Raw genomic sequence first — 19,266 nt, 5'->3', positions numbered from 1 at the left:
TAATCAATTTCTTTAATACTGCATAAATCATCCATTCTTTACTTATTGTTTCTAATAATTTAAATAAAACCCGTAAATTCTTACCTAATCATTAAGTCTAAAACAAATAAAGTTTAGTCCTTTACATCTAATTTATACTCTTTCAGACAAAATATTGTAATATTTTCATTTACAATAAACTCATATCAATTTTTTCATGTATAATGGATATATAGTTAAAATTAAAGGAGGATTTTTATGGAAAATTTGCGTTTAGACGATTTTACAAAGTATAAGTTTTTATCTGGAATTCAATATTCTCCTAATGGAAAAAATTTAGCTTTTCTTCTCCATGAAATGGATGTAGAAGAAAATAAATATCTATCCAATATCTACGTCTACAATATGGAAAAAGGTAAGTCTTTTAAATTAACTTCTGGGAAGGGAGAAAATAGCTTTCTATTCAAAGATGAAGATACCATATTATTCCCTGCTCTAAGGGATAAAAAAGATAAATCCCGTAAAGAAAAGGGAGAAGATTTAACCTGTTATTATGAGATATCTTTGTTAGGCGGAGAGGCTAATAAAGTATTTGAAATTCCATTAAATGTAACCAAAATAGAAATATTAGATGATAATAACTTTATCCTAACAGCTCTATATGATTACAATAAACCAAGTTTGGAAAACCTTAGTGAAGATGAGAAGAAAAAAGCCCATAAACGAATAGAAGAAGAAAAGGATTATGAAGTTTTAGATGAGATTCCCTTCTGGTTCAATGGGCAAGGATTTATCAATAAAAAAAGGAATAGATTATATATCTATAATGTGAAAGAAAATGCCCTTACACCAATTACTGATGAATTTACCAATGTAGAAAGTGTTAAATTAAATCAGGACAAGTCCAAAGCAATACTTATTACTAATTCTTTCATCGATAAAATGCATATTAAATCGGACCTATATATTTATAATATGGAAGATAATAGTTTAGAAAAAATAACTCATGATGACCCCTTCAACTACTCCTATGCAGATTTTCTAGAAGATAAAATAATTTTTACAGGTTCCCATATGGAAAACTATGGTCTTAACGAAAATGATTATATATATATAATGGACAAAAACGGTAATACAAAAGTCATTACTCCTAAGGATTTTGATAGTAGTCTTTGGAATTCTGTAGGTTCCGATTGTAGATATGGAGGTAGTACCAATAGAAAGGTAGATGGAGAGTATCTATACTTTATCACTACTGAATATAATAGTTCCTACATAAATAGGATAGATACTAGCGGAAATATTGAAAAATTAACTATTGAAAAAGGTTCAGTAGATGGATTTGATGTACTAGATGGAAAAATAGCATTTATAGGCCTTAGAGATTATAAACTTCAGGAAGTATATAAGTTGGATAATTATGAAGAAAAACAATTGACCTGCTTCAATGAGTGGGTAATGGAAGAGAAAAAAATATCCCTCCCTGAAAGGTTAACCTTTGAAACGGAAAATGGAATAACTATAGAGGGTTGGGTAATAAAACCCGTTGATTTTGATGAAAATAAAAAATATCCAGGAATATTGGACATTCATGGAGGTCCTAAAACCGTCTACGGTGAAGTGTTCTTCCATGAAATGCAGTATTGGGCTAATGAAGGATATGCTATATTCTTCTGTAATCCAAGAGGTAGTGATGGCAGAGGAGATGATTTTGCAAATATAAGGGGTAAATACGGTACCATCGATTATGATGATTTAATGAAATTTACGGATATAGTATTGGAAAACTATCCCTTTATAGATAAAGATAGATTAGGAGTCACTGGCGGTTCCTATGGTGGGTTTATGACTAACTGGATAATAGGTCATACCAACAGATTTAAGGCAGCTGCCTCCCAAAGAAGCATATCCAATTGGATTTCAAAATTTGCTACCACGGATATTGGATATTATTTTGTTGACGACCAACAAGGCTCAACTCCTTGGGAAGATATGGATAAATTGTGGTTCCACTCTCCATTAAAATATGCTAATAAAGTCATGACCCCTACTCTATTCATCCATTCAGAAGAAGATTATCGCTGCTGGATGGCTGAAGGATTACAGATGTTTACTGCATTGAAATACCACGGAGTAGAATCAAGGCTTTGTCTATTTAAAGGAGAAAATCATGAATTGAGTAGATCTGGAAAACCAAAACATAGGATCAGAAGACTAAAAGAAATTACAGATTGGTTCCATAGATATTTAAAATAATAGAGGGGATTCACCCCTCTATTCTACTTTAAGGTACTACAAGCAGCATAGAAATTGATTATCATATTTAAATCAATAAAAATATTCATTAAGAACAATAATATTTGTGAAGGTATTTATTATATATTATAATATGGTATTATACCAATAGATACCAAAAATTAATCAATTTATTTAAGGCGGGATTTGTATTGAATTTTATGGATAGATTGAAAAAACATAAAAATAAAAAATGGTATTATTTTATTGATGAACTCATCTGTGGAGTCAAAGAAGACGAAATAACAGCTGTTGGAGCCCAGCTTACCTATTATCTAATATTGTCCATTTTCCCCTTTCTGATATTTTTTCTCAATATATTAAAATATACTTCTATTACTCAGGAAAATGTATTGGATAATTTGTTGATAATGCTCCCTTTAGATACTCAAATTTTACTTAAAAATATAGTAAAAGAAATAGTAACTTCCAGTTCAGACACCCTTTTGTCCTTAGGTATTATATTAGCCCTTTGGACTGGTTCTTTAGGAATAACAGCCATAATAAGAGCCATTAATAAAGCCTATAATGTAAAGAAGAAAAGACCTTATTGGCGATTGAAAGGGTTAGCCATAATATTTACCGTTGCTTTAGCTCTTTTAGTAATAATAGTATTAGCCATGTTGGTCTTTGGAGAAATTATTGGTAATAATCTATTTGGGTTAATTGGAGCCACAAATTTATTCTATCACCTATGGGAATTGATGAGGATTATAATTCCTTTCGTATCTATGATAGTAATATTTGCCCTACTATATAAGCTAAGCCCTACCCCAGAAGAGGGGCTAAATATAAAATTTAGCCATGCTTTGCCTGGAGCAGTGTTTACCACCACTGGATGGATAATAGCCTCTATGGTCTTTTCCTATTATGTAAACAATTTTGGCAAATATTCTAAAACCTATGGTAGCCTAGGTGGGATTATAATATTATTAATATGGCTTTATATTACCAGTATTATGATAGTATTAGGTGGAGAGATAAACGGAGCTTATGCTGCTGTTATGAAAAATACAGGAGTGGAGGATTGTAAAAAGGAAAAAAGAGAATAGAATCATACATAAATAACCTAAGTTTAACTAAAGATAAGGTGTAGTATGATAAATACATAAAATTAACAAGGTGAAAATTGAAATGAACCATAAATTGAATAGTAGTAATATAGTCTATTTTATATCCAATAGATGCTCTCAAACTATAGGTGGAGTACAAACCATAATTAGATTGATAGAAGAGGGAATGCCTAAGCAAAGATTTGTTGAAATCCCTTTAGTATATAGAAAAAAAAGCATAAAGCTAGATAAACTCCCTAACGTAGAAATTGCTAATTTTAAGTATAATTCAAAGGATAAAAATAGAATTTTTAAAAATAAATCTAATGAATTAAAAGAAATGTCTATTATTCCAGAATCTAAGGTAATAGTCTTTGGAGTCCAAAAACTACTAATGATGTCCAAGAAGGATTTAGAAAGAAATGAAATAATTATTTTTCAATCCAATAGGCCAGATATAACCTTTGGAACTATAGACAAGGATAAAATTCCCTTCCTCATAAAAGATAGATTAAAATATATAGATAAATTCCTATTTTATACAGAAGAAGATAAAAAGGAAATTATGAAATATTTAGATAATTCACAGGTTGAATATCATTTTAAATCATATATAGTCCCCAATCCTTCTAAAACACAGAGAAATCAAATATGTAAGCATACTAATAATATTATGTATATGGGTAGATTTGATATTATACAGAAAAATATTAAAGAATATATGAGATTAGCTAATAGAATCTACCCTAAATATAGTTTAAATGCCTATGGCTATGGCTTTAATAAGGTATTATTAAAATGTTCAAAAGTAAATATTAAGGGCATTATCAAGGATATTAGTGAAGTAGCTGACAAAAATAGTATTCTACTATTGCTCTCAAATTATGAAGGGTTCGGAAATGTTCTAGTAGAAGCCTTTTCTGTGGGTATGCCTGTAATTGTTTATGACTCCTATCCAGCAGCCAAATCCATTGTAACATCTGGTGCTGGGAAATTGATTCCTTATGGAAACCTAGAAGGAGTAGAAACGGCCATTGAAGAAATATTGAAAGACGAAGACACCTTTAAATCTTATTCTACTAAAGCCTTTGAAGAGTCGAAAAAATATGTAAAAGAAGATATCGTAAAAAAGTATATTCATGTTATATGGGATGAAATATAAGGCTATAGCAAAATATCTAAATATTTGCTATAGCCTTAATTTTCCAGTTCCTATTTGAATTTTACTGCTGTACCATAAGCTATGACTTCAGCAGCTCCTTGCATAATTGCAGCTGAAGAATAACGAATATTAATTATTGCATCTGCTCCCAATTCCTCAGCTTCTTCCACCATTCTTTTAGTAGCAAGAGCTCTAGCTTCATTCATCATTTCATTATATGCTTTTAGTTCTCCTCCTACAAAGTGTTTTAATCCTTGGGTTATATCCCTTCCAATGTTTTTAGTTTGGATGGTACTCCCCTTAACTAACCCAAGCATTTCTAACTCTTTACCAGTTATATAATCAGTATTTACTAAGATCATCTTCCTCTCCACTCCTTATCTCTTTTATTCTTTCAATCAACACAAATACACTAGCACCCATTAGTGCTAATGGGATTAGTATCCCCATTATCTTTACCCAGAAAGGTACAGTAATATAAGACCAACCCCAGATGAAAAACGAAAAATATATTATCAATAGAATGGTGATTATTATAGGTGCTATCATTTTTTTAGCTTTCATTTTATCCTTCTCCTATTCCATATAACAGAAGTAAAATCTTAAATTAATTATATCATTATTAGTATATGATTTACTAGGTAAATATAACTATATTTGTGGTAAATTAGTGGATGATAGTATTTCACCCACAAAGCAATATAAATTTCGGCATACCTTTTTTTCTTAAAAAATTTCATCTATTTCATATTTAAAATCCATACTTCTAGAATTTTTCCAATCATAGGGGTAATATATACTATAATAGGATATACAATCTCAAGGAGAGAGGACGGGTCTATTATGAAAAATATAGAGGAATTTATTAAAATCAATTTGGATAAATATATGTTTAAAGGAGCTGTCATAGGTATAAGTGGAGGAATCGACTCCGCTGTGGTGGGAAAACTTCTAGTAGATTCTATAGGTAAAGATAAAGTCTATGGTCTTATATTACCAGAAAGGGACACAGATTCTACTACCATAGATGATGCTAAATTAGTATGTAATTATCTAGACATTGAATATGAGAAAATAGATATAACTGGAATATTAAGAAAACTTGGAGTCTATTCCTTAAAGCCACCTGCCTTTCCTTTTCCAAAAGCAGTCCAAAGGATATACTCAAAGAATATATGGAGAAAAGAGGACAACCCTTTTATCCAAGATTTGACTACTCAAGGAGATGAAAAGTTTCTTGAAGCCTTAGCTTATTATAGAACTAAACCAAGGATAAGGTCTGTTGTACTGTATTTTGAAGCTGAAAAAAAGAACTATGCTGTAGCTGGTTGCACCAATAAAACCGAATATGTAACTGGATTTTATACTAAATGGGGTGATGAGGTATGTGATATTGAACCCATACGCCATCTATATAAGACGGAAGTCTTTGAATTAGCAAAGAAGTTAAGTATTCCTCAAAAAATAATAGATAAAAAACCCAGTCCAGATATTGCTCCTGGTATTACAGACGAATTCGCCATAGGAATGGACTATTGGGAACTGGATAGGATACTTATGAAAATTGAAAGAGGAGAAGACTTGTCCTCTGAAAATAGAGAAAGTGTAGAAAAGGTTAAGGAAATGTTAGAGTTTAGTAGGTTTAGGGAAGCAAGACAATTACACCTACCATAGATACTTTCCATAGCCTTCCTCTTTATGATCCCAAAATTCATTTTGGAAGGGATGCTCTGTCTACATTCACTTCCAAATATTTTATTTAGCTAAATTCAATATCCAACTTATCCAGCTTGAAATGGTTTGAGCCCTTCTATAAAATGTACTATCAGAATTTATTCTATAGAGATTCGATTCTTTCATTATTTTAACAATATTATCTTTACTAGGCATTTGTTCTATTCTAAAATATTCTTTTAAAGTTTTATTGAAAGCATTATGTTTAAGAATCAATTCAATAAGCTTAAGTTGCCTTGTCTTTAAATTGACTTTAAAAAGATTTCTACCTTCATGGGTTAAAAAGTAAATTATTTCACCATCTTCTCTTTTTTTATCTATAATGCCTAAATATATACCTGCATCAGTATAGTAATTAGTTTGTCTAGGGTCAAAATCATATGTAGTCGTAATCTCTTCTTTTGTCATGTCATTATTATATAATAATTCGCATAAGTTTATAAGTCTTTTCATACTATTAGCTTGGGGAAATTGAATTCTGGGTTCTTCAATAATATTTACCTTATATAGAATATCTTTTATAGCATTTAAGTCAATATCATCTTGTACTAGGGTATAATTTTTTTGTTTTACTAGAACTAGTGAATTGTAATTATTAGGTTCTTGAAAACTATACTCGTATAATGTAAAAATACCATTAGAGTATACCATAAAAATTGGCTTAATCCTCTTAGTTATCTTTTCATTCCATAGTCTAAAAGGATAATATAATTGTCTAATTAAAAAATCCTCAGAAATTGAGTTTTTAGCCTCTATTAAAGCTAAACTCTCCGTTCCTTCATAACCACCATCTATTTCAATTTGAGAATTAGATACTATAACCTTTACATCTCTATTTATATTTAAGTTATTTATATAAAAAGAAAATTCATTGGAACTCATTCGACCACTAACTGTAGGTACTAGTTTGTTATCCTGAAGAAAATCTGATAATATTCCTGAAACAAAAGCGCAATTTATAGCTATCGATTCAGAAGTTATGTTCTCGTAATCAATGCTTTCTATATAATCTGGAAATGGGACCTTAGAAATTTCTATATTTATTTCGTTAAACTCCTTATATGCTTCAAAAGAAGAGATTATATAACTACCTCTAGTTATTGGTAAAATAGATAGATGATTATCTGTAAACAATTTTGGCAAATTTGTCTTATGGTCAAATTTTGTAGCCAATCTAGCTTCTCTAAACTCATTAATCTCTTTAGAAGTAATTTCATAGAAGCCTTTATTTTCTATTTCATACAAAATATTGTATTTATCAAAAAGTTTTTCCCAGGCTAAATCATTTTTAGTTTTACTCATAATTCATCACCAACACTTCGTTTACTTCTCCTCTTTTATGGCCTTTTGAATTTATAGATCTTTTAGCATGTACTATTTCTATTTTATAATCTTTATAAAGATCTAATATAAAATCAGTTTCTGAATTAGAAAGTAAAAATTTAATTCCCCTCTTATCCAATCTGTCACATAATTTTTTAAGCCTTATTTGTTCTTCTCTATCAAAGCCCCCTTTATCATAGCCTGTGAAACTACTCGTATCACTTACCGGATCATAAGGCGGATCAAAATAAATAAAGCTACCTTTTCTAGCTCCCTTAACCGCTTCTTCAAAATCACCACATTTAAAAGTTATATTTGCTTTATTAAAATATTTGCTTACTGCCCTTAACGTCACCTCATTTACGATATTTGGGCTTTTATATTTTCCAAAAGGGGTATTAAATTGGCCTTGAGAATTAACCCTAAATAATCCATTATAACAAGTTTTATTTAGATAATGTATTCTAGAGGCTCTTTCTACAGGATTTAATCTCTTATATTTGTCCACATCTCTATCCAATTCTCGTATTTTATAAAAATAGTCTGCCTCATTCTTATGCTCCTTTAGATCCTCTATTAATTCATCAACATTATCCTTTATTACTTGATACAGATTTATTAACTCATTATTTATATCATTAACAACTGCTTTTTTAGGTTGTAAATGGAATAACACTGCTCCTCCTCCTATAAATGGCTCATAATAAGTAGAAAAATGAGAAGGTATGTATTTTTCTATTGCAGGTAGAAGTTGTCTTTTTCCTCCTACCCACTTAACAACCGGCAGCACTAATTCATCTTTTTTCAATTAAATCCTCTCCCAACTTAATACCAATAAATTACTAATAATTTGGTTTTCTAAATATAAATAGATATTCATGAGCTATTAAAAGAAAATTATGTTGAATGCTCTTCTTATACCAGAATCCTGTTGTTTTACAATTGTGTTGTTCTTTAATAACTATTTCTTTTAATAAAAACCCTGCTTCTAAGCATTTTTCCATTACTTTAAACCCGAGGGGTACTATATGTTTTGACTTTCTGATATCCCCCATTAATATTGCACAATATTTTTCATTTTTTAATACCCTAAAAGATTCTTTTGCAACAATTTTCATCTGAGTTATGAACTCATTAATATCACAATTTGATAAATCTCCTTTTATTCCATTGCTATACTTTATTATATTTGCATAAGGGGAATGTGTACAAATTAAATCAATGCTATTATCAGGTATGAAATATAAATTTCTTGCATCTCCATTATAGATTCTAGGTTCATATTCTCCATTATGGGTAGCCCAATTACCTCTTTCTGGAAAGCTCCATAATGTGCTTACTTCTATCTTATAGTTTTCAGGTTCCCATCTCATTTTTTTCCCCTAATTTTTAGTATTATATTAATTCTATTATATTAAATCAGAACATAAGTTTCAAGTGGTTGGTTAAATATATTTATTAATAGAACTTTTGCCTTAAACCTATGAGTATTATTGAAAACCCTTATGGAGATTTTCTGAGCTTTATCTTCAGCTTCTTCTTTACCATTTTTCAGTTCTATTATTAACTCTTTTTCTACATGCCTTTTCTTTTTTCCTCCCTTTATTATTTAGACTCTGTTTTTCAAAAAAAGTTGCATGATTTAATAAATAAAATTTTTTTCTCCTTATCTAAATTTTTTCAGATATTCAGCTGCTGAAAGATTCATCTCCAAGGCAAATTCAGACATATATTTACGGTTACAAAATTTATTAATATAATCATTGATATCTTTGTCTTCTAAACCGGATTTCTTATTTCTTGTATAATGCATTTCACAATGTTCTTCCTTATTTAATCTATGATATTTATTTTCTGAAACAATATACTCTCTTTCAAAACGAATAGGTTTTTCTCTTTTCTTTTGTGACTCTGTAGGGTATCCATATACTACCATGGCTATAGGCAAAACATAATCTGGTAATTCTAATAATTCTCTTACAGTCTCACAATTTTCAAGGATATCACCAATATAACAGGAACCTACCCCTAAGGATTCTGCAGCTACCACAGTGTTCTGAGCAGCTATTATTGCATCAGCACAAGCAAGAAGGATATCCCCTTCACCAGGTTTTCTTGGATTGCAATCTTCATAGGCAAAACTATCATACCATCTCTGATAATCTGCAAGAAACACTAGTACCATTGGTGCTTTTGCAATAAAAGGCTGATTATCACAAGTCATCGACAACTTTTTCTTTAATTTTTCATCAGTAATATCTATTATACTGTAAAGCATCATACAACCGGCAGTTGGAGCTTCGAAAGCCGCATTTAATATTTCTTCTTTTACATCATCTGGAATTTTTCTATCTTCATAAACCCTTATTGATTTTCTATTTTTTATTTGTTTTAATACTTCGTTCATGGTATTCCCTCCAGTTTTGAATGTTATATATATAAATCTTCATTTTGAATTTTTATCTCCTCTATAATCATTTTCATTAGAGATACTCCTACTTGTTGATGGAGTTTAAATTGGTTCATGGCAATGGGTAGGGATGGTATGTTTATTTGTATCAATTCGATTGGTTGGTAATAATTACTTGACATATCTTTTCTATTTGCTCTTTAATTAAGCCTACTGAGCTGGGGAGATTTAAGCCTTTTTTGTTAAATCTCTTCTACTATTCTACTAGCAACTAATTTTGCTCCTTTTCCATCTACTAAATCATATATTTTATTATTTTCACTTAACCCGTTTTTCTGTAGTTCTTTAATTTTCCCTTCCAATAATGAATAATTAATATCTGGATGTTTTCCCAAATATTTAACCCCCATATTGCTTAACTCATTACAAATTAAGTCCTGATTGTCTACTAGGCTAAATATAATTGGTAAGCTTTTTTGTGATAATATTTCATAGGCAGTGCTACCTCCTGCAGTTATTACTATTTTTGAAGATAATATATAATCTTTTAGGCTATTAGGCTTATAAATCAATTTTATATTGTCAGTTATAGAGTCCTCAATTTTTCTGATATAGTCATCTTTGTACCCAGGCCCTATAATTACTTTTATCTTAGAACCCAGGTTTTTAAGCTGCTCTAATATCCTTAGTGAAACCCCATATTCATCCGTACCACCTGTAGTGATTAATATACCATCTTTGATTACATTTTTGTTTGTACCTCTATTCCAATATTCTTCTTTCATTATTAAAAATTTTGGTCCTAGTAATTGTAATTGGTTTCTAACGCCAAAATAGCCTAGTTTCTCAGCATGTATATTTCCATTATAAATAATGTCTGGTATAGATGTATCGTATATATCGTTATTATCATCTATTAGCATTAGTTTAGTTTTTTCTTTTACCATTTTTAGATATCTATTATCCCCTAAATATGAATCAAAGATAAATAGACTAATATCAAATCTATTTATCTTCTCATTATCTTCATTTAAATTGTTTGATACTACAAAATTAAAACCTGTACTACCTAATAAATCTTTTAAATCCTGGTTTATTAAAAAAATGATATTAATATCTTCGCTTATTAATTTAATCGCTTTAGCTAAAGATAAGCACCTATAAAAATGGCCATAACCTATTCCTTTACCGCCAAATGTCCTTATTAATATACTCTTCATTCAATCAAACTCCAATCCACCGGTGTCCCTTTTTTTATATCTTTCTTTACCTTTTTTCCTAGTATTTCATAGTAATATCTTGGATGTAAACCATGTCCTGGTCTAATTGATCTCATATTCTTTTCAGTTATTATATCTCCTGCTTTTATATCTTCTGTAAAAAATAGAGATCTTGAAAACACCCTATTATTCACCGTTTTTTCATCTAGATCATAATTAACTCTTCCTAATGCCTTTTCTAAGTTTCTAATTTCTTTTATCATAGATTTGAATTCATCTATTTCCATTGAAAATTCTGCATCAGGTCCTCCTATGCTTCTATCTAATATTATATGTTTTTCTACCATTTTAGCACCTAAGGCTACAGCTCCAAGTGCCACGGTACTCCCTATAGAATGATCTGACAAACCTATATCTACTCCAAATGTATTCTTCATATTTGGTATTGTTAGTAGGTTCATATCTTCATAGGGTGCTGGATATGAGCTTGTACATTTTAAAAGAATTATATTATCATTTCCCACTTTCTTACATGTATCTATTGCTTCTTTTATTTCACCTATTGTAGCAATCCCTGTTGATATAATCAAAGGTTTTCCTATTAATGCAATATATTCAATTAATAGAATGTCTGTTATCTCAAAGGATGCTATTTTATATGCAGGTGTATTTAAACTTTCTAATAAATCTACTGCAGTTTTATCGAATGGCGATGAAAATATTGTTATTCCTATATCCTTCGCATATCTAAAAAGTTCTTCATGCCATTCCCAAGGAGTATAGGCTTTTTGATAAAGTTTATATAAAGTAGTACCATCCCATAATGTCCCTTGTTTTATTTGGAAATATTCATTATCGCAATTTAGTGTAATTGTGTCGGCAGTATATGTTTGAATTTTTACTGCATCCGCTCCCGCTTCTTTAGCAGCTTTTATTGTATTTTTAGCTATTTGAATATCGTGTCCATGATTTGCTGATATTTCGGCCACGATATAGACTTTGTCACCAAACATAATTAATACCCCCATTACAATTCAAAATTCTTCGAGTAGAATGTATATATCTCTGAGTCTTGCCTCATATAATATCCAGCATTTTTAAATGCCCTAATGGAGGCAATATTATCTTTTTTTACTTTTCCTATTAATAAGTTTGAATTATATTTTTCTTTAATTAATTTTAATAATATAGTACCATAACCTTGTCCCCTGTATTCTCTGGCAATACTATAATTTATTAAATATTTATGCGCTAATATCTTATCCAGTCTAACTAAACCTATCTTTTTATTTTGTATTTCCAGTATGTACATACTAGAAGTATCTTGTTTTAACTTTGATTCAAACCATTTTACATGTTCATCGTATTTTATTTCATCTGTATTAAATGAATTTGCTCGAACCTCATAATCGTTTGCCCAGATAAATAATAAGTCGTAATCATCTTTTGTAACATTTACTAATTTATATTGATTATTATTCAGCATAAAAAGTTTCACCTTCTCTTAATTTGTACTATAACCTCTTCTGCTTAATAGTTGCATTTATATTATGTAGTTCTGGTTTTCTTTCAACAAGCTCGATTATTTCACGGAAATAAAAAGTATGTTCATTATTAAATAATTCTTTATATACTCTACTTATTAACTCATAATCCTCTTCTGTATCTAAAGTCCATCTTAAGTGTGAATAATTGACATTATTTTTATAATTCCCCAAACTAAACTTATTTGGATTATCCCATATATATGGTGTAACATGCTCCTTGTCTCTTTGTAATGTTGCTTCATTGAAAGCCTTTTCTAATGCTTCAAAACTAAATACTTCCGTGTCTAACCCTCTAGGAAAAGTTCTTTCTAATGTATTGCTAACATAATCTAAATTATTATTATTGTTTAAATAAAAATCAATTACATCATTTGTAACTTCTGGATCAATCAATGGACAGTCACTTGTTAATCTAACCACTACATCTGCCTTGTTTTCTTTAGCAGCGTAATAATATCTACTGAGTACGTCCTCTTCACTACCTCTAAAAACTTTAGCACCATATTTTAATACTTCTTCTACTATTACATCATCTTTTTTGCCTGTAGTTGTGGCAATAACTATTTCATCTATATTTTTTACTCTTTTAACTCTTTCAATTACATGCCATAACACTGTTTTCCCACATAAATCTAACATAACTTTTCCTGGAAGTCGCGTTGATCCCATTCTTGCTTGTATAATGCATACTGTTTTCATTGTTAATCACTACCTTCTATAATGTTTTAATACCTTCTCCAGTGCCATAACCACATCTTCCACATCCCCATCACTCATCTTAGGATATAATGGTATGGTTATGACTCTTTCATATAGCTTTTCTGCATTGGGACATATCCCATTTTCATAACCCATTTTTTTATAATATGGATGATAATAAACTGGAATATAATGGACATTCACCCCTATATTTTCGGCCTGTAAGGCTTTGAATATTTCTTTTCTTCCAACTTTAAACTTTTCCAGCTCCAGTTGTATCACATATATATGCCAACTAGAATTCGAAAACTTTGCTTGTTGTGGTATTATAATCCCATCTATATCTTTTAAGTACTTATTATATTTTTCAGCTATTTCTCGTCTTCTTCCTAAGAATCTATCTAGCTTATTTAATTGGCTTATACCCAAGGCACACTGAATATCTGTCATTCTATAGTTATAGCCTAAATCTAATTGTTCATAATACCAAGGGCCTTCATCTTTATTATGAAGTATTTCTCTATCTCTTGTTATTCCATGGGTTCTAAATAATTTCAATTTATTATATAATTCTTTACTATTAGTAGTAATCATTCCACCTTCACCAGTGGTAATATGTTTAACTGGATGGAAACTAAAAGTAGTCATATCTACTAAAGAACCAACTTTTTTGCCTTTATATTCTGCCCCTAGAGAATGAGCTCCATCTTCTATGACTATTAAATCATGTTTTTTAGCTATATCATTAATTTCATCTATATTAACAGGTTGTCCTGTAAAGTCTACTGGTATGATAGCTTTGGTTTTATTGGTAATCTTTTTTTCAATATCTTTTATATCTATATTGTAGGTTTCAGGATCTATATCTGCAAAAACTGGTTTCCCACCTTGGTACAATATACAATTAGCAGAAGCTGCAAAAGTTATAGGAGTAGTTATTACTTCATCCCCTTCTTTTATGCTTGCTGCAAAACAAGCTGCATGTAATGCAGCTGTACCATTAGATATAGCTACTGAATATTTTGCACCAACATAGTTTGCAAAACTTTGTTCAAATTCTCCTGCTTTAGGACCTGTAGTAAGGTAATTGGATTTTAGCACCTTTACTACTTCTTCTATATCGTCATCATCTATCCATTGTTGTCCATAGGGTAAATAAGTGTCTCTCACAGGAGTTCCTCCATATACGGCTAATTCCATTTAATTCACTTTCCTTTACTTGTTTACTAATCTAGAAATTTTGTAGCTAATATTGCATTTTGCGGTAACAAACATGGTATTCCCTCGACAATTGGGTATAATAAAAAGCTTTCCTCAGAAAAATAACAATTGTTTATTAAAATCAAATCTTTCTTCGTAACTGGACAGCATGTTAGGTTTGTTTCTTTTGCTTTACCATCTTTTTTTATTATTATTAATCCTGTTGGATTTAATGGATTAGTATTAATGCCAAAAAGTTTATGCTCAATAATATTATAACCAAGATCATTTGCCATAGAATATAAATTAGTAACATAACCATAATGCCTCATTCTGTTTCTAGCTTCTTCATTTGCAAGTTCATAAGCTGGTTCTAATAAAATTAAATATTTATTTGTTATTCTGTATAACTCCATTAAAGCTTCTCTTTCTTTCCCGCCATTAGGTTCTATTGAATGTGAAGTATAAACTATATCTATACAATTATCCTTTAGAGGTAAACAAAACAAATCTGCCACAAATAAATTGACATTACTTAGATTTTGTTTTTGTAAAAATTTTTTAGCATATTTTATTCTTGACCAAGATATATCAAAACCATAGGATGTAACTGATTTGTTTCTAATTAATTTAAGTACATTTCCTAATGTTGTCGCTTCACCAACCCCAACTTCTATAAGAGAATCATAATCTCCTATATCATCTATAATTTCAGCCAACTTTTCACAATACATATCTTTAATTTTAGGTTCTTTTTCATATGCTTTTATATAGCTACCTGCTTGAAAATCATAGCTAATCAATATATCCTCTAAGGAATTATTTGATTGCCCCTCTAAATCCTTTAAATATCGAATTATATTTCCACCATTTTCATAAACAGTCTTTATCCTATTTAAAATCTTAAATTTATCCATATTTGTCTCCTTGTCTTAATAAATAAATATCATGTTTTTATATAATATAAGTTATTTTACTTCCTTGCTAACTGCAACTTCTTTTATTGATAAAGAAGTATTAAAATTTAAATATCCTAGTTTAGCTAATTCTTCTTTTAGATCCTCCACACCTAACCATTCTCTATTCGTTCCTGAATTATATTCAAATCCTTCTTTTATAGGCTTACCACCATTTGTGAAATGTCTATCTGAGCTCCACCAGTCAAAATGTGGATATATTATGTAGTGTTTTTTATACTCATAGGTCATCCGAGAATCATCTTTAGTTATCATCACTTCATGGAGTTTTTCTCCTTCTCTGATACCTACTTCTTCTAAATTAGCATTGGGGTTCATAGCTTTGGCTAAATCCGTTATTCTAAAAGATGGTATTTTTGAAATAAAAGTTTCTCCACCTTTTGCTTCTTCTAATGCCTTAAATACTAATTCTACACCTTGTTCTAATGTTATCCAAAATCTTGTCATACGAAAATCAGTAATCGGTAGATTCTCTTCTCCTTTTTCTATTAGCCCTTTAAAAAAAGGTATAACAGAACCTCTGCTACCAGCCACATTCCCATATCTCACTACTGAAAATCTAGTTCCTTTACTTCCAGAATAGGCGTTAGCCGATATAAATAGTTTGTCTGAAACTAATTTAGTTCCTCCATATAGATTAATAGGATTTACTGCTTTATCGGTAGATAAAGCAATTACCTTTTTTACACCTCTATCTAATGCTGCATCTATTACATTTTGTGCACCATGAATATTGGTCTTTATAGCTTCAAAAGGATTGTATTCACAGGCTGGTACTTGTTTCATGGCTGCAGCATGAATTACATAGTCCACTTCATTAAAGGCTCTATACAATCTCTCCTTATCCCTTACATCTCCAATAAAAAATCTTAAGTTCTTTTCATGACTCTTAAATTTTTGTTTCATTAAAGATTGTTTATATTCGTCCCTAGAGTAAATAATTATTTTTTTAGGTTTGAATTTTTCAAATACTATTTGGATGAATTTTTCTCCAAAAGAGCCTGTCCCTCCAGTTATAAGTATTGTTTTATCATTTAGCATTATAATCCCCCACAATATAAAATTATTACTTCTTTTCCAAAAAAGCATATATGCTAGATTTCATTTCCTTATAAACATCTCCTATACCTTCAATATCTCCCTTACACAAATCCATAAAATTCTTAAAATTCTCCACTATCCTTCTACCCTTTTCCATTGGATTTTTTTCTTCATTTAGACTATCTATGCTATCTGCCAATAGTTTATAGTGGACTCTGTTCATGGGTAAAATGAAGGTTTGGAAATAATCGTTTCTTTCAATTTTTCTTAATACTTTATCTAGTTTTGCATAGGTTTTTTTGATTGATTAAAGTTTTGATTATTAATCAACTTTTCTATGATATTTATTATGTCATAGTATTCATCTATTAGTTTAAAAGCCCTTTTATAAGCTCTGTCAATCTTCTCTGACTGGGTCTTTAGATATCCTTTATCGTATTGGGTTTTATTGCCTTCAAGCCAATTATCCTCAGCAACCCTTTCCTTTAAGTGTTTATCTATTACTGATGTTAATTCTCTGAAACTTGTCCCTTCTATTTGAGCGCCTCCTTTTGTTGTGTTGATTATTTCTATATTTGGCAATGCTTCGATATAGTATTCCATCTGTTGTTTCATCCTATTGAAACCCTCATTGGTTAGTACTTCATTGCCATATACATCCTTAACCCATAATCCTTTTTCCATTTCTTTTTCTGAAACTTCTCTGCTATAATAAACACCTTCTGAATGACGTTCTTTACCTTTGTAAGCTAAGTTTTGACCTACTAGTACTATAGGATTAAAGCCTAGTTCGTACAATAGTTGTACTGTTACTACTGCAATAGATGGAGCATCTTGCATTATACTTATAGATTCTCCGTCTTGATTCTTTAGATAATAGTTAGAAACCGTATCTTGGCTAGTTATCATGTGGTATTTATCACCTGGATAGTTTATCAGAGTTTCATATCCTACACTGGAACCGAATATCACAGGTATATCTGATATTCCCTTTTCTTTAATCCTCTCGAAAACTTTTTGATTAAACACTCCGGGGTCATAAGTAGTGGCTGCATCTGGATATATATTATGATGGATCAATGTATTTATAGCTGATCCAACGCTAAATATATAAGCAAGTCCTTTTCCTTTTATATATCTAACATTCTCTATCTCTTCATCTAATGATGGTCCTGCTGCTACTAGTATGGCGGGTTTGTTTTTAAATGCACCCTTCTTTTCCAATAATATATTTGGGGTGGATAATACTTCTTTAAAGTTTTTCATACTATTTAATATCCATCTCTCTTGAAAGGCAAGATTGGTACCTATGCTAGATTTTTTATCCTTTATGGTTTCTTTGAATAAATCTAGGAACCTTTCATATTCTTCAGTGAATATGTTTTTATGACTACTCAAAACTACGTGGATATATTTACCACCTGCTTTATCAACTAATTGATTGAAGAATTTCCTAATATCTAACACATTATCAGCTAATATTATATCTTTTAATCTTAAGGAAGGTAATCTCTTTAATGAATTATAGGATAAATAGGTATATAATAATTCTGGTATTGGTTCATATATATAGTAGTTTATATCTGGATGTTTTTGTAAAAATAGATCTATATGATATCCTAATCCCGTTCCATAGAAGATTACCGTTGTATCTGGCTCTACTTCTTCATATTCTTCTATAATAGTTTCTACTTCCCTAATAGGGTTGTATTTACTATGGAGATAAAGTCTTCTTACCATCTTTTTCTATCCATATAGTTTTTTTTATCCCCTCTTCTTGTTTCTTATACTTTGATTAAAGAATTATCAATAGTATCTTCTAAAGAATTTAGCTTATTCCATAAGCTGGGATAATCGGATTTTAAAACATCTTCATTGTCAACTAATATCGCCTATTTCCACTTCTTCTGAAAACAACTTTAATAATTTCTCCTTCATATCCTTAAATAGTGGAATTATCTCATAAGATAGTATATCAGCAGTAGAAACAAAATCATTATTTTCTAGAATTTCTTCAAATTCTATCATCAGTTCTTTTAGTTCATATATGTCTTTTGCATATATATTCCATTCTTCATAGCTATTAACTATATTTTTTAGTTCATTATTGGTGTCTATGACTACAAAAGTATCCATTATCCATTTAATGCCTTCTAATAAATCCATTAATTTATACCATGATTCTTTTGATGGAGTTTTATAAAACTTATTTGATAGTATTTCTATTTCCGGAATAGCTCTTTCTAAATAATCTATGGTAGATAGTAATATTTCTTCAGTCATTCTCTTTACTGTTTTAGTTACAACCATTACTTCCCTTATATTATTAATATTGTCTAGGAAATAATCATAATAGTCATTGTAAATTATTACATCATCTATTATTAAGTGACTAAATATAAGGTTTGTAGCACTTACTATTTCATTGATTTCTTTAAACATATCATCGAGAATACATTTATTATTTTCATATTCTAAAGTTTTATCTAAAATATGTATTTTCATTAAATTACCTCCAAAAAATTGTCCGTAGTGTCAAATTTGACACTCCTATTTTTTATTAAAACCTTATATTATCAAGGGTTACATAGTTTTTTATAAAACAAAAACAATGACCCCCCATTTTC

At 29.9% G+C, this 19,266-nt stretch carries 20 protein-coding genes; 4 read left to right on the top strand and 16 right to left on the bottom strand.

Translation table 11 applies throughout. The features are described from left to right. The first annotated feature begins 237 nt into the window (after positions 1-237). The 3 genes from C3E90_RS04980 to C3E90_RS04970 all read left to right on the top strand — a co-directional run bounded on the left by C3E90_RS04980 (position 238) and on the right by C3E90_RS04970 (position 4,488). Positions 238-2,235, top strand: a complete 1,998-nt coding sequence (locus C3E90_RS04980; RefSeq protein ID WP_236914564.1) for a S9 family peptidase — start codon at positions 238-240, stop codon at positions 2,233-2,235. Positions 2,236-2,435: 200 nt separating this feature from the next. Then, positions 2,436-3,326, top strand: a complete 891-nt coding sequence (locus tag C3E90_RS04975; RefSeq protein ID WP_236914598.1) for a YihY/virulence factor BrkB family protein — start codon at positions 2,436-2,438, stop codon at positions 3,324-3,326. An 82-nt stretch (positions 3,327-3,408) separates the two neighbouring features. After that, entirely contained in the window at positions 3,409-4,488 is a 1,080-nt protein-coding gene (locus C3E90_RS04970) for a glycosyltransferase (RefSeq protein ID WP_236914563.1), read from the top strand. A gap of 50 nt (positions 4,489-4,538) precedes the next feature. On the opposite strand, the gene C3E90_RS04965 is transcribed toward C3E90_RS04970, so the two are convergent. Together C3E90_RS04965 and C3E90_RS04960 are read right to left on the bottom strand one after the other, a co-directional pair. Further along, entirely contained in the window at positions 4,539-4,850 is a 312-nt protein-coding gene (locus C3E90_RS04965; RefSeq protein ID WP_236914562.1) for a YbjQ family protein, read from the bottom strand. Beyond that, positions 4,831-5,052 carry a hypothetical protein gene (locus C3E90_RS04960; RefSeq protein WP_236914561.1) on the bottom strand — a complete coding sequence of 74 codons (222 nt, stop codon included), beginning with the start codon at positions 5,050-5,052 and terminating at the stop codon, positions 4,831-4,833. The genes C3E90_RS04965 and C3E90_RS04960 overlap by 20 nt, the downstream gene beginning before the upstream one ends. A gap of 279 nt (positions 5,053-5,331) precedes the next feature. On the opposite strand from C3E90_RS04960, the gene nadE reads away from it, so the two are divergent. After that, positions 5,332-6,162 carry an NAD(+) synthase gene (gene nadE / locus C3E90_RS04955; RefSeq protein ID WP_236914560.1) on the top strand — a complete coding sequence of 277 codons (831 nt, stop codon included), beginning with the start codon at positions 5,332-5,334 and terminating at the stop codon, positions 6,160-6,162. An 81-nt stretch (positions 6,163-6,243) separates the two neighbouring features. On the opposite strand, the gene C3E90_RS04950 is transcribed toward nadE, so the two are convergent. The 14 genes from C3E90_RS04950 to C3E90_RS04885 form a co-directional block, all read right to left on the bottom strand. After that, positions 6,244-7,524: a type II restriction enzyme gene (locus C3E90_RS04950; RefSeq protein WP_236914559.1), complete on the bottom strand. Its 1,281-nt coding sequence runs from the start codon at positions 7,522-7,524 to the stop codon at positions 6,244-6,246. Beyond that, a complete protein-coding gene (locus C3E90_RS04945) occupies positions 7,517-8,353 on the bottom strand; it encodes a DNA adenine methylase (protein WP_236914558.1) in 837 nt (278 codons plus the stop codon). Before C3E90_RS04945 ends, C3E90_RS04950 begins: the two co-directional genes overlap by 8 nt. Positions 8,354-8,387: 34 nt before the next feature. Beyond that, positions 8,388-8,918, bottom strand: a complete 531-nt coding sequence (locus tag C3E90_RS04940) for a DNA methyltransferase (protein ID WP_236914557.1) — start codon at positions 8,916-8,918, stop codon at positions 8,388-8,390. A 293-nt stretch (positions 8,919-9,211) separates the two neighbouring features. Then, complete coding sequence (locus C3E90_RS04935) at positions 9,212-9,952, bottom strand: nitroreductase family protein (protein ID WP_236914556.1); 741 nt, start codon at positions 9,950-9,952, stop codon at positions 9,212-9,214. Between the two features lie 245 nt (positions 9,953-10,197). Next, positions 10,198-11,175, bottom strand: coding sequence for a PseG/SpsG family protein (locus C3E90_RS04930; protein WP_236914555.1), 978 nt, complete (start codon positions 11,173-11,175; stop codon positions 10,198-10,200). After that, positions 11,172-12,188, bottom strand: coding sequence for a pseudaminic acid synthase (gene pseI, locus C3E90_RS04925; RefSeq protein ID WP_236914554.1), 1,017 nt, complete (start codon positions 12,186-12,188; stop codon positions 11,172-11,174). Before pseI ends, C3E90_RS04930 begins: the two co-directional genes overlap by 4 nt. 14 nt (positions 12,189-12,202) lie before the next feature. Then, entirely contained in the window at positions 12,203-12,661 is a 459-nt protein-coding gene (locus C3E90_RS04920; protein WP_236914553.1) for a GNAT family N-acetyltransferase, read from the bottom strand. A gap of 28 nt (positions 12,662-12,689) precedes the next feature. Continuing rightward, positions 12,690-13,421: a cytidylyltransferase domain-containing protein gene (locus tag C3E90_RS04915; protein ID WP_236914552.1), complete on the bottom strand. Its 732-nt coding sequence runs from the start codon at positions 13,419-13,421 to the stop codon at positions 12,690-12,692. 9 nt (positions 13,422-13,430) lie between these two features. Continuing rightward, positions 13,431-14,621: a UDP-4-amino-4,6-dideoxy-N-acetyl-beta-L-altrosamine transaminase gene (gene pseC, locus C3E90_RS04910; RefSeq protein ID WP_236914551.1), complete on the bottom strand. Its 1,191-nt coding sequence runs from the start codon at positions 14,619-14,621 to the stop codon at positions 13,431-13,433. A 26-nt stretch (positions 14,622-14,647) separates the two neighbouring features. Beyond that, the gene (locus C3E90_RS04905; protein ID WP_236914550.1) at positions 14,648-15,538 is read right to left on the bottom strand and encodes a methyltransferase domain-containing protein; all 891 of its coding nucleotides are present in this window, start codon (positions 15,536-15,538) and stop codon (positions 14,648-14,650) included. Between the two features lie 51 nt (positions 15,539-15,589). Then, the gene (pseB, locus tag C3E90_RS04900) at positions 15,590-16,639 is read right to left on the bottom strand and encodes a UDP-N-acetylglucosamine 4,6-dehydratase (inverting) (protein ID WP_236914549.1); all 1,050 of its coding nucleotides are present in this window, start codon (positions 16,637-16,639) and stop codon (positions 15,590-15,592) included. A gap of 25 nt (positions 16,640-16,664) precedes the next feature. Next, the gene (locus tag C3E90_RS04895; protein WP_236914548.1) at positions 16,665-16,838 is read right to left on the bottom strand and encodes a hypothetical protein; all 174 of its coding nucleotides are present in this window, start codon (positions 16,836-16,838) and stop codon (positions 16,665-16,667) included. A gap of 80 nt (positions 16,839-16,918) precedes the next feature. Next, the gene (locus C3E90_RS04890) at positions 16,919-18,379 is read right to left on the bottom strand and encodes a motility associated factor glycosyltransferase family protein (RefSeq protein ID WP_236914547.1); all 1,461 of its coding nucleotides are present in this window, start codon (positions 18,377-18,379) and stop codon (positions 16,919-16,921) included. 138 nt (positions 18,380-18,517) lie between these two features. Next, on the bottom strand, positions 18,518-19,144 hold the full coding sequence (locus tag C3E90_RS04885) for a hypothetical protein (RefSeq protein ID WP_236914546.1): 627 nt from the start codon (positions 19,142-19,144) through the stop codon (positions 18,518-18,520). Positions 19,145-19,266 lie beyond the last annotated feature (122 nt).

Source organism: Clostridium sp. Cult2 (genome assembly GCF_021655075.1).
In the GTDB taxonomy this organism is placed as follows: domain Bacteria; phylum Bacillota; class Clostridia; order Tissierellales; family Tepidimicrobiaceae; genus Schnuerera.
This window is presented reverse-complemented; position numbering and strand designations above follow the sequence as displayed.

Coding starts and splice junctions, on each gene's coding strand:
- C3E90_RS04980 (WP_236914564.1), top strand. CDS start 238: ATGGAAAATTTGCGTTTAGACGATTTTACAAAGTATAAGTTTTTATCT.
- C3E90_RS04975 (WP_236914598.1), top strand. CDS start 2,436: ATGGATAGATTGAAAAAACATAAAAATAAAAAATGGTATTATTTTATT.
- C3E90_RS04970 (WP_236914563.1), top strand. CDS start 3,409: ATGAACCATAAATTGAATAGTAGTAATATAGTCTATTTTATATCCAAT.
- C3E90_RS04965 (WP_236914562.1), bottom strand. CDS start 4,850: ATGATCTTAGTAAATACTGATTATATAACTGGTAAAGAGTTAGAAATG.
- C3E90_RS04960 (WP_236914561.1), bottom strand. CDS start 5,052: ATGAAAGCTAAAAAAATGATAGCACCTATAATAATCACCATTCTATTG.
- nadE (WP_236914560.1), top strand. CDS start 5,332: ATGAAAAATATAGAGGAATTTATTAAAATCAATTTGGATAAATATATG.
- C3E90_RS04950 (WP_236914559.1), bottom strand. CDS start 7,524: ATGAGTAAAACTAAAAATGATTTAGCCTGGGAAAAACTTTTTGATAAA.
- C3E90_RS04940 (WP_236914557.1), bottom strand. CDS start 8,918: ATGAGATGGGAACCTGAAAACTATAAGATAGAAGTAAGCACATTATGG.
- C3E90_RS04935 (WP_236914556.1), bottom strand. CDS start 9,952: ATGAACGAAGTATTAAAACAAATAAAAAATAGAAAATCAATAAGGGTT.
- C3E90_RS04930 (WP_236914555.1), bottom strand. CDS start 11,175: ATGAAGAGTATATTAATAAGGACATTTGGCGGTAAAGGAATAGGTTAT.
- pseI (WP_236914554.1), bottom strand. CDS start 12,188: ATGTTTGGTGACAAAGTCTATATCGTGGCCGAAATATCAGCAAATCAT.
- C3E90_RS04920 (WP_236914553.1), bottom strand. CDS start 12,661: ATGCTGAATAATAATCAATATAAATTAGTAAATGTTACAAAAGATGAT.
- C3E90_RS04915 (WP_236914552.1), bottom strand. CDS start 13,421: ATGAAAACAGTATGCATTATACAAGCAAGAATGGGATCAACGCGACTT.
- pseC (WP_236914551.1), bottom strand. CDS start 14,621: ATGGAATTAGCCGTATATGGAGGAACTCCTGTGAGAGACACTTATTTA.
- C3E90_RS04905 (WP_236914550.1), bottom strand. CDS start 15,538: ATGGATAAATTTAAGATTTTAAATAGGATAAAGACTGTTTATGAAAAT.
- pseB (WP_236914549.1), bottom strand. CDS start 16,639: ATGCTAAATGATAAAACAATACTTATAACTGGAGGGACAGGCTCTTTT.
- C3E90_RS04890 (WP_236914547.1), bottom strand. CDS start 18,379: ATGGTAAGAAGACTTTATCTCCATAGTAAATACAACCCTATTAGGGAA.
- C3E90_RS04885 (WP_236914546.1), bottom strand. CDS start 19,144: ATGAAAATACATATTTTAGATAAAACTTTAGAATATGAAAATAATAAA.